At 45.6% G+C, this 9,498-nt stretch carries 8 protein-coding genes; 5 read left to right on the top strand and 3 right to left on the bottom strand.

Annotation, left to right across the window (positions count from 1 at the left end; genetic code table 11):
• Positions 1–172 precede the first annotated feature (172 nt).
• Together lptC and IQ263_RS10470 are read left to right on the top strand one after the other, a co-directional pair.
• A complete protein-coding gene (lptC, locus tag IQ263_RS10475; RefSeq protein ID WP_194067366.1) occupies positions 173–1,372 on the top strand; it encodes an LPS export ABC transporter periplasmic protein LptC in 1,200 nt (399 codons plus the stop codon).
• A gap of 81 nt (positions 1,373–1,453) precedes the next feature.
• On the top strand, positions 1,454–2,041 hold the full coding sequence (locus IQ263_RS10470) for a Uma2 family endonuclease (protein ID WP_194067365.1): 588 nt from the start codon (positions 1,454–1,456) through the stop codon (positions 2,039–2,041).
• A 243-nt stretch (positions 2,042–2,284) separates the two neighbouring features.
• Here the strand turns inward: IQ263_RS10470 and ffh are convergent, their stop codons facing one another.
• From ffh to IQ263_RS10455, 3 genes are all read right to left on the bottom strand, one after another.
• A complete protein-coding gene (gene ffh / locus IQ263_RS10465) occupies positions 2,285–3,706 on the bottom strand; it encodes a signal recognition particle protein (RefSeq protein ID WP_194067364.1) in 1,422 nt (473 codons plus the stop codon).
• A 382-nt stretch (positions 3,707–4,088) separates the two neighbouring features.
• Positions 4,089–4,268: an HNH endonuclease gene (locus IQ263_RS28440; RefSeq protein WP_333193868.1), complete on the bottom strand. Its 180-nt coding sequence runs from the start codon at positions 4,266–4,268 to the stop codon at positions 4,089–4,091.
• A gap of 286 nt (positions 4,269–4,554) precedes the next feature.
• Positions 4,555–5,337, bottom strand: coding sequence for a calcium-binding protein (locus IQ263_RS10455; RefSeq protein WP_194067363.1), 783 nt, complete (start codon positions 5,335–5,337; stop codon positions 4,555–4,557).
• A 579-nt stretch (positions 5,338–5,916) separates the two neighbouring features.
• On the opposite strand from IQ263_RS10455, the gene IQ263_RS10450 reads away from it, so the two are divergent.
• From IQ263_RS10450 to IQ263_RS10440, 3 genes are all read left to right on the top strand, one after another.
• On the top strand, positions 5,917–8,205 hold the full coding sequence (locus tag IQ263_RS10450; RefSeq protein ID WP_228049951.1) for a GAF domain-containing protein: 2,289 nt from the start codon (positions 5,917–5,919) through the stop codon (positions 8,203–8,205).
• Between the two features lie 442 nt (positions 8,206–8,647).
• On the top strand, positions 8,648–8,845 hold the full coding sequence (locus IQ263_RS10445) for a hypothetical protein (RefSeq protein ID WP_194067361.1): 198 nt from the start codon (positions 8,648–8,650) through the stop codon (positions 8,843–8,845).
• Between the two features lie 229 nt (positions 8,846–9,074).
• On the top strand, positions 9,075–9,494 hold the full coding sequence (locus IQ263_RS10440; RefSeq protein WP_194067360.1) for a hypothetical protein: 420 nt from the start codon (positions 9,075–9,077) through the stop codon (positions 9,492–9,494).
• The last annotated feature ends 4 nt before the right edge of the window (positions 9,495–9,498 follow it).

Raw genomic sequence — 9,498 nt, 5'->3', positions numbered from 1 at the left:
GGTAATAGGTAAGGGGTGGAATCATTAAAAATAAGAAGTTAAAAATTTAGATAAAGTATAAAACATTTTTAATTTTTGATTTAGTGTTTTTAATTAGCCAACTACCAATTACCAATTACCAATTATCAATTACCAATCCCTCCGCTTTGCTCCGCCCAATTATCGATTACCAATGATTAATCTCCAATCTCAAAATTCCCATCTCAAATCCCCAAAATTCGTGCTGCTATTTTTAGCAGCATTGATTTTGGGGATTAGTGCTTGTGCTGCTCCCCAAGAAACTCAAAATAACAAATTAGCGGACGATCTCAAAACCGCTCAGCAGGCAAACAGCAGTTTAACATTGAACAAAGTAACCCTAGAACAAGCAAACGAAAAGGGCGAAACCTTCTGGAAAGTTAACTCAAAAACTGCCGTTTACAGCAAAGACCAAAAGACAGTTGACGTTCAGAAACCAGTGGGAAAATTGTTTCAGGATGGCAAAGAAATATACGACATTCAGGGAGATACCGGGCAGGTATTTCAGGAAGGAAATCAGGTTTTTATCAAAGGTAACATCGTCGCTACTGACCTAAAAAATGGCTTGGTATTGCGGGGAAACGAGCTAGAGTGGCGACCGAAGGAAGATGTTTTAGTTGTTCGCAATAATTTGACCGGAGAGAACAAACAGGTGACAGCTTCAGCGAAGGAAGCGCGGGTTTTCAGTAGGGCGAAGAGGATGGAGTTATTCGGTTCTGTGGTGGCGAACGTGAAAGATCCGGTTTTGCAACTGCGTACCGAGCACTTAGTGTGGTTTGTCGAGCAACAAAAAATCAACAGCGACCAACCGACTCAAATTGATAGATATAAAGATAAAAAAGTAACAGACAGCGGTTTTGCTGACCAGGTAGATGTAGACTTAAAAACCAAGATTGCGACCTTAACGAAAAACGCTCAATTAATGCCATCAGACCCGCCGCTGCAAATAGAAAGTAGTTTGATGAGTTGGAATTTTCCGGCTCAATCTGTGGTATCGCCCGGGCCTGTGAAGGTTTTTCACCGGGTGGAAAAGGTGACAATGACTGGGGATCGGGGGCGGGGAGATTTAGAGAAAAAGATTTTTTATTTAACTGGAAATGTGGTAGGAATTGGGGAAAAACGTCAATCTCAATTAAATACCGATCGCGTAACGTGGTATTTAACTAACCAAACTTTTGACGCAGAAGGAAATGTGGTTTACAAGCAACTAAATCCGGTGTTTAATTTGACTGGGCCGAGGGCGGCGGGAGAGCTTAAAAATCAAACTGTGATTGTTAAGGGTGACGGTGGCGGCGGCCAAGTTGTTACGGAGTTTGTGCCGGATGAAAATAAGGGAATTTTGGAAAGTAAATAGAATTGCAACCGCAGATGTGGGCAGATGAACGCAGGTGAACGCAGATATAATTAAGATGGGATTGAGTAAGGAGCGGTTGGGATGACGACAACTTTAGAAAAGTTAGAATTACTCGATAAACCTATCTTAATTGACGGACTGAGCTGGAGAGAGTTTAAAGCTGTTGAACAGTTGCTCTCGCGTCCGGGGGTGAGATTGTCGTTTTTAGATGGGGTATTGGAGATTAGACGTATTTCTGGAAGAAAACATCAAATTGTTAAAGAACGGATTTCAACGCTAGTGAATCTGTATTTAGAATCCACAGGGATTGATTTTACGCCAACGGGCTCGGTGACACTAGAAAGTGAAACTGGAAGGGTGAAGCGAGAAGCGGATTTGTCTTACGAATTGGGGGCTAACCGAGAACATCCTGATTTGGTGGTGGAAGTGGTGGTGACTAGCGGTGGGATTAATAAGTTAGAGGCTTACAAACGCCTGGAAATTCCTGAAGTTTGGTTTTGGGAAAATGGCGCACTTCGTATGTATTCGTTGGGGGCTGATGAATATGCAGAGGTCGATCGCTCTTGTGTTCTCCCAGACTTAGATATTGTACTATTGGCGCGGTGTATCAATATGGAAAATCACCTTCAAGCCATGCGCGAAATCAGACAAGCAATTCAAAGTGTTTAGCAGCCTGTTTTTAGAGTAGATTATTGAACCGCGAAGACGCAGTACGCGAAGCGGCGCGCCAGCGCTAGGACACGAAGGAAGAATCAGGAAGAAGATAGATTGTTGATAGGGAGGCACCCTAGGGTATTTGGGATGGTGCGTCGCTGTCATATTTTTAAGCTGACTTGCAGATTATCAATAGCGACGCACCCTACGGTTTCTACTTTTTCCTTTTTCCTTCTTGCTTCTTCCCTCTTCCTTCGATTACAACTGACCAAAACCTTTTTTAGGCTTGTTCTTTTTCTTTTTCTTCTGGCCGCCCATTCCCGGCATTCCCGGCATTCCTCCCATTCCTGGCATTCCCGGCATTCCTCCCATTCCTGCAAAGTTGCCTTGACTCATTTGCTGCATCATGGTACGCATTTTTTGGAAGTCGCTGACGAGTTTTGTTACGTCATTTTCGGCGTAGCCTGCGCCTTTTCCTATACGGCGGCGACGGGATGGAGAACTTGCTAAAAGTTCGGGATTGCGGCGTTCTTCAATTGTCATTGAATTAATCATGGCTTCGGTGCGTTTTAGCTGCACTTCTCCCTGCCGCATTTGTTCGTCTGAGAGTTTGTTCATCCCCGGAATCATTTTCATGATGCCGCCGAGGGAACCCATATTTTTTAACAGTCTGGTTTGTTTGAGAAAGTCGGTAAAGTCAAACTTTGCCGTGAGCATTTTCTCTTGCATTTTCTCGGCGTCGGCGATGTCGAATTCTTCTTGCGCTTTTTCGACTAGCGTCAAGACATCGCCCATGCCAAGTATTCTCGATGCCATGCGATCGGGATAAAATGGTTGCAAGGCTTCCACTTTTTCGCCTACGCCGACAAATTTAATCGGCGCGCCGGATATTTGGCGCACGGATAAGGCTGCACCGCCGCGGCTGTCGCCGTCTAATTTGGTGAGGATTGCACCGGTAATCCCGATTTGTTCGTGAAAGGTGCGGGTTAAATTTGCGGCTTCTTGGCCGGTCATGGCATCAACAACTAACAGCGTTTCATGGGGTTGTACTGTTTGTTTGATGCGAACCAATTCTGCCATCATTTCTTGGTCGATTTGCAGGCGGCCTGCTGTGTCGATGATGATGGTATCTACGCCTAGTTCTTTGCCGCGTTCGAGCCCTTGGCGGGCGATTTCTACGGGATCGGTATCTTTGCCTAATTCAAATACTGGTACGTCGATTTGTTTACCGAGGGTAAGCAATTGGTCGATCGCCGCTGGTCGATAAATGTCGGTGGCGACTAGCAGTGCGGTAAGATTTTGCTTGCGGAGGTGCAGGGCTAGTTTGGCGGTGGCCGTGGTTTTCCCGGTTCCTTGCAAACCCGCCATCAGGATGACGGTGGGCGCGGATTCGGCGGTGGCGAGGGGTACGTTGGTTTCCCCCATGACGCGGACGAGTTCGTCGTGGACGATTTTGATGAATTGTTGGTCGGGACGGACGCCTGAAACGACTTCTGCCCCTTGTGCTTTGGCCGTTACCTCTCCGACAAAGTTTTTGACGACTTGGAGGTTGACATCGGCTTCCAGGAGGGCGCGGCGGACTTCTTTGATGGCTTCTTGGATGTTGCTCTCGGAGATTTTATTCTGTCCGCGCAGTTTTTTCCAGGTGGATTCGAGTCGATCGGCAAGGGCTTCAAACATAGGGCTTTGTTGGCTAGTCAGTCTTTTTTATTTTAGGGCTAAATGGGGGTTTTTGGATTGATGTTTGCTGAAAGAGTCCCAAACGCACGATCAACTCAAGAAACCGGGTTTTTTATGAAAATATTTCTTGTCACCCACAGCATCGTGTAAAAAACCCGGTTTCTGCCCTCATGGGTAGTTTGATGTTTGTATTTTTTAACCGCTGGCAATTTTCCACTAATTTTTGTTTTATTCTGTTGGCGGGTGCCAGCCAGCACTCCCACTGACGCCTAACGGTGACAGCAATATTATTGTTTAGTTGTAGTGCTGTGACTGTCGCGCGACAGCAGTCTGTAACTCCTCGAATTTCTGTACCTTCTTCACTCCAAGCAAAACGATCCGACTATTGCTGAGTGCGCGGGTTAAACAACGTAACGCTCGTTTGCGTGACTGAATCTAATGCGTCTGTTTGGGTTCCTTTGTAATTATTGCACAGACTGCAGGCCAGCCAGAGGTTTTCTTCAGCGTCGGTGCCACCCACTGCTTTGGGAATAATATGGTCAATTTCTAATATTCCCAGCACATACATTTGTCAACTAGGACAATAACCGCATCAGTCAAGTCGCGAGGGTACAAATTTTAGATTTTGAATTTAGGATTAAACTATTAGTAATTGATGGTTAATTTGACAAGTAATTATTAATCAAACAAATCCTCATTCCTCTTTTAGAGAACTTAAGCTGTGAGACAGGGAATTAATTCCCTGCCGGACTTTTGGACTGCGGAAAAGATTTATTAGCGCCAGCGATCCTTAGCTTCGCTCTACTCAATAAATAGCTCGATCGCCCATCAAATCCGCCTACCAAAAACTAAGCCAAAAACTGGAACTGAGTACCGTTAATTGCCAAAGCAAACGGACTGGCTTCTTCAAAGGAACCGAGAAGCTCAAAGTTATCCGTGTTTAAAACCACCCCCAAAATCCGTCCGTCTCTTCGATTGCGAATCACCATATCATCAATAATTCCGTCGTTATCGTAAGCAATCAGATTGTCATCAGTGAAGAGGAGGTCTAGTTCTGTTAAACCGTCAGTCAAACCGATGCGATCGCCTTCCTCAAAATTAAAATCTGTAATGACATCGGCTGCATTGACTCCAAATCCTTCGTCGTTGCTTCTGAGCACCAATATATCAGCACCGGGGCCTCCCGTGAGCACGTCAATTCCCCGATCGCCCACCAAGAAATCGTTGCCATCATTGCCGTCTAAATCGTCGTCTCCTTGCCCTCCCCGCAGGACATCGTTTCCAGACCCTCCAAAAATAATGTCGTTTCCCGCGTCGCCCCTAACTAAATCGTTGCCATCATTTCCATCCAGGCGATCGTTCTCTTTGCCGCCGTAAATGATATCATTTCCCTCGCCACCGCCGATAATATCATCCCCATTATTTCCTAGCAGCCGTTCGTTAGAATCCGACGAACCTGCTATGGTATCGTTGCCGTCTAGTCCCCAAACTCCCCAGGGAAAAGACGATAAATTTCCCTCTTCTACGTCAATCTCATCTGGTGTAGCGAATGCCAAAAAACGCGGGCCGCCACCAGCAAATACAGGAAATCCAGTCAAATCACCGATGAGATTGTTAATCGTCAAAGCCATAAGTATGTCCTTGCCAAAATGTTAATATTTACATTATATATTTTAATTAAATCATTGACAAATAGCAAGGCTATTTTATTTTATATTCCTTCAATAGACTCAATAATTGATGGCAATTGGCAAATCATCAATTACTAATTACAATTTTAAATTGCCAAGGCTGTGCCTCGTTCAACCCAAAGCTGCTATTTCGCCGAGGAGTCAAATAGCATTAGTCGCTGACAGGATCCGCTACGGCTCACCGCCTATAATGGGTGTTACCCGTCAGCCCGCAAACACGTTAATATCACCTATAACGTCGAGACTCAGAGGTTGTTTGTCAAGAAAAGTAAAAGTTTTTGGAGCGATCCTCCGAAAATACACCCAGTTTCCGAGACCAATACACAAACTTTACAAACAAGATCTAAGTTCTTTACATTCGCTCTAAATCGCCGTTCGCTCATTTTTTAACAAAATCCACTGCTTTCAGGTGTTTTGCTTATGTCTACTCCTAAATCGCCTTCCCCTCAAAACAACAATAACTCCGTAAAATCACGGTCAACCGCAAGTATCGCTCAAACAGAGCAAGACAGTGACAAGATGTCAAGCGAACCAAGCATGGAACAGCTACTCGAAGCTTTGGCGGCCCAAGTACCCAGTAAATCTGCTGAAATTGAAGGCTTGAAAACGTGGAAACAAGATTTAGAGCGACTGTTTCAATTTCTCGGCGATCGCCGCGTTTTAATCGCAGTCATGGAACCGGGAACTTTTGCCATACGTTATGGTAACGCGGCATTTTGCCGCTTGGCGGGTTGGGAGGGCACGCCCTTGGTAACTCAATCTAATAACGGTTGGTTTGCAGAAGCTGGCATCAGTTTGCTGGAACTGTTCGAGGATGGGGATGTCAAAATGGCAGAGCAATTGTACCGCCGTCACCTTTTGCATTGGGTGTTTAAGCAATTTTATCAAATTGACCTTGACAGTTTGCGGCTGCTAGATGAACCTCTCACGGCGAGTATGAAAAATCCCAAACACCGCGAACCTAAATTTATTGAATTTTGGTTGGGTTCGGAACAGTTAAAAATTACTCGAATTGACTCAAAAATAGATGAATTTGCCGATGTTCGTTTAAAATTAATGCCTCTTGCAGAATTGGAAGCTTGGCTGATGCAGCCGAATCAACTGGCAAATTTAGCCGATCGACTAAATTTAGATAATTACCTGGTGGAAGGTTTGTTGCTGCTAGAAGGTGTTGATGTCACGGTGCAGGAGCAAATACGGCGGCTGACTCAGTTATTGATCGATCGCAATTCGATGCTGCGGCCAGATAAATTTGAGAGAATCGATCGGTGTTTGCGATCGCTCTTCCATGCTGACGGCACTTTGCTGCTGCGCCCCGACGGCGAACAGGCACAGCTATTAGTTGCCAAAGATGACCAAAATTTGCAGCCGATTGTTTATTCAATGCAATCCCTAGAAGCTTCTCACTTTTTTAAGGCTACCGCAGCAAATCAAGTTTGGAACGTGCCAGACTTGCGCCGGGAATGCGAAACCGAGTGCGATCGAGCTTTGCGAAAAATGGGGACTCGATCGATGCTCCTCGTGCCCCTAGCCGTCAAATCTGTCACCCGCGAGGGGTGCGGGCTGCGGATTTTGGGCGTGGTGGGGCTGCTGTGCGATCGGCCCAACCAGTTCAACAACATCGACGCTCAACACGCCCAAGAACTCATTCCCGCCTTCATTGCAGCGCTGCGGCAAGCCATGCAGCAGCGGTTTACCAACATTCACAACATCCACCCCGCAGTCGAGTGGCGGTTCGCCCAAGAAGCAGAAAGGCGCAGTTGGGGACTGCCCCCAGAGACGATCGTCTTTGCAGAGGTTCATCCCCTGTACGGAATTTCCGACATTCGCGGTTCCAGCGACGAAAGAAACCGAGCAATTCAAACAGATTTGCTCGAACAATTCCGCTTGGGTTTAGCCATAGCCGATGCCGTTTGCCAAACACAAACTACCCACCTAGGCGAGCAAATGCGGCTCGACTTGCTCGACTACATCGAGCATTTAAAAGAAAAAGTAACAGTCGATATGGAAGTGCGAGCAGCCGAGTATTTAAACGAGCGTTTAGAAGTATATTTTGACTACTTTGTACAGTGCGGGCCCACGGTTCTGGTAGCAGTTGAAGCTTACCGAGCCGCCTGCGACAACGAACACAATTGCGTTTATAGCGATCGTACCCGCTACGATCAAATGTTGAACCTAATCGGCACTAAACTTCAAGAAATCTGGGCCCGCTGGCAAGAAAAAATGCAGCAAATCATCCCCCACTACTGCGACATCGAATGCACCGACGGCATCGATCACATGATTTATGTCGGAAAGTCGATCGATCCCAAATTCAGCCCGTTTCATTTGCACAGTTTGCGCTACGAACAACTGCGAGCAATTTGTGACTGTGCCCGCACAGTTTTTCGCCTGCAGGCCGAGTGTCAAATTAACATGGAACTCGCCCATTTAGTCTTAGTACAGAATACAACCATCGACATTTTTCACAACGAAAACACCGAAAAAATGTTCGATGTCAAAGGCACCCGCGACATCCGCTACGAACTCGTCAAAAAGCGGATAGAAAAAGCCGTTGACCAAGATGCAAAACAGCGCATTACCCAATCGGGAATGCTAACCGTAGTTTATTCAACCGAAGACGAATGGGAAGAATACCAACAATACTTGCGCTACTTGTCACGGGAAGGTTGGGTAGAGGCAAAAGTTCAGACGGGGATGGTAGAATCACTGCAAGGAGTCAGCGGTTTAAAATTCGCCCGCGTGCGTATTTTGCCGGATACCAAATCTCTTGCAGAATACCGTGAAGTTACCGTAGTCACCGAGTAAAATTATCCCGAAAATAATCTTAATTTTCGTCTGGTGCAGGGCAGGCAAAATATTTTGAGCGTACCTCTTTTAATATCAATTGCGGTTGCAATCCTCATGATGTTAACTGTTAACAGTTAACGGTTAACAGTTAACAGTGAATTTACTATTCTGATGAAGAGAGGGATTGCTATAATAGCTACAAATAATATCAAATCCTCTCTTCATCGGAATGATTCAGATCTATATTCTCGGACTCTGTGTACTCTGTGTTCTAGCGCCGGTTAAATCACCTGACGATGCAACCGGAAACGATATAATCTAAAAAATCTGCGTTACATCTGTGTGGTATCTGCCTTGAATCGGCGGTTGATGTAATCGATGATTTATGCAAGAAGTATATTGAAGGATCGATCGCTAAACACCTCATTTTTTGAGCGAACTGCTATAACCCTACCAAGGGATGTCAGCGGAGGTGAGGGCGAAAATATTTGACTGCTGGTTTACTACCAAAGGAGTCAGAAAGGGTAAGGGTTTGGGGCTGTCTATCAGCGGCCAAAGCGTGCAAGAAACCCGCGGCGGTAAACCCAGTTGCAAATCTGTGTTTCGTGGAGGTACCCAATTTGCGATCGCAAATGTCGATCGACTAAAATTTATGTAGCGTGGGAAAATACAGCAGATTGGACGCATCAATACAAAAGAAACCGGGTTTTTACCTGAATTCTCGGCTATAACACGTCTTTTCGTAAAAAAAACCGGTTTCTGGCCACCTGTGCAATCGCGAACTGTAATCTATCAAAGAGTCCACAGTTTACCGTTTAAAGCAGGCAATATGCAGTTACATTATTAGCTAAATGATGTCATAACTGTATTTGATAGGAGTTTTTCTAGTGAACGCTGCCGAACAAGCCAGAAATATAGAATTAGCTAGCAAAATTGCTGCGGTTGTTAATTTATTCAAATCGGAATTCCCGGATGTGAAAGTCGATTTGAAACCTTGGATGAACGATCGGGATACCAGGGAACTTGTCGATCCAGATTCCATCGACATTGGCTTCCATTTTCCCGGTAGAAGCCGCTACTTGCAAAGCCGCAGCATCCTGATTCAAATCCGATTTTACCAAGATCCAGTCGAAGGATCTCGGCGGGCGATCGGAGTTGAGGCAGCCGGTTACGATCATAGCGGTCAGCAGTGGCGCTTTTCTACGGTGGAAAATTGGGATTTTGTGGGTGAAACTGAACCTGTTGCGGAGTCTGCCGAAAAGCTCAAACACTTTTGCCGCGAGATATTCAATTTGTTTAATAGCTAATATT

This window comes from Tychonema sp. LEGE 06208, assembly GCF_015207505.1.
In the GTDB taxonomy this organism is placed as follows: Bacteria; Cyanobacteriota; Cyanobacteriia; order Cyanobacteriales; family Microcoleaceae; genus Microcoleus.
This window is presented reverse-complemented; position numbering and strand designations above follow the sequence as displayed.

Coding starts and splice junctions, on each gene's coding strand:
- ffh (WP_194067364.1), bottom strand. CDS start 3,706: ATGTTTGAAGCCCTTGCCGATCGACTCGAATCCACCTGGAAAAAACTG.
- IQ263_RS10455 (WP_194067363.1), bottom strand. CDS start 5,337: ATGGCTTTGACGATTAACAATCTCATCGGTGATTTGACTGGATTTCCT.
- IQ263_RS10450 (WP_228049951.1), top strand. CDS start 5,917: ATGTCAAGCGAACCAAGCATGGAACAGCTACTCGAAGCTTTGGCGGCC.
- IQ263_RS10470 (WP_194067365.1), top strand. CDS start 1,454: ATGACGACAACTTTAGAAAAGTTAGAATTACTCGATAAACCTATCTTA.
- lptC (WP_194067366.1), top strand. CDS start 173: ATGATTAATCTCCAATCTCAAAATTCCCATCTCAAATCCCCAAAATTC.
- IQ263_RS10445 (WP_194067361.1), top strand. CDS start 8,648: ATGTCAGCGGAGGTGAGGGCGAAAATATTTGACTGCTGGTTTACTACC.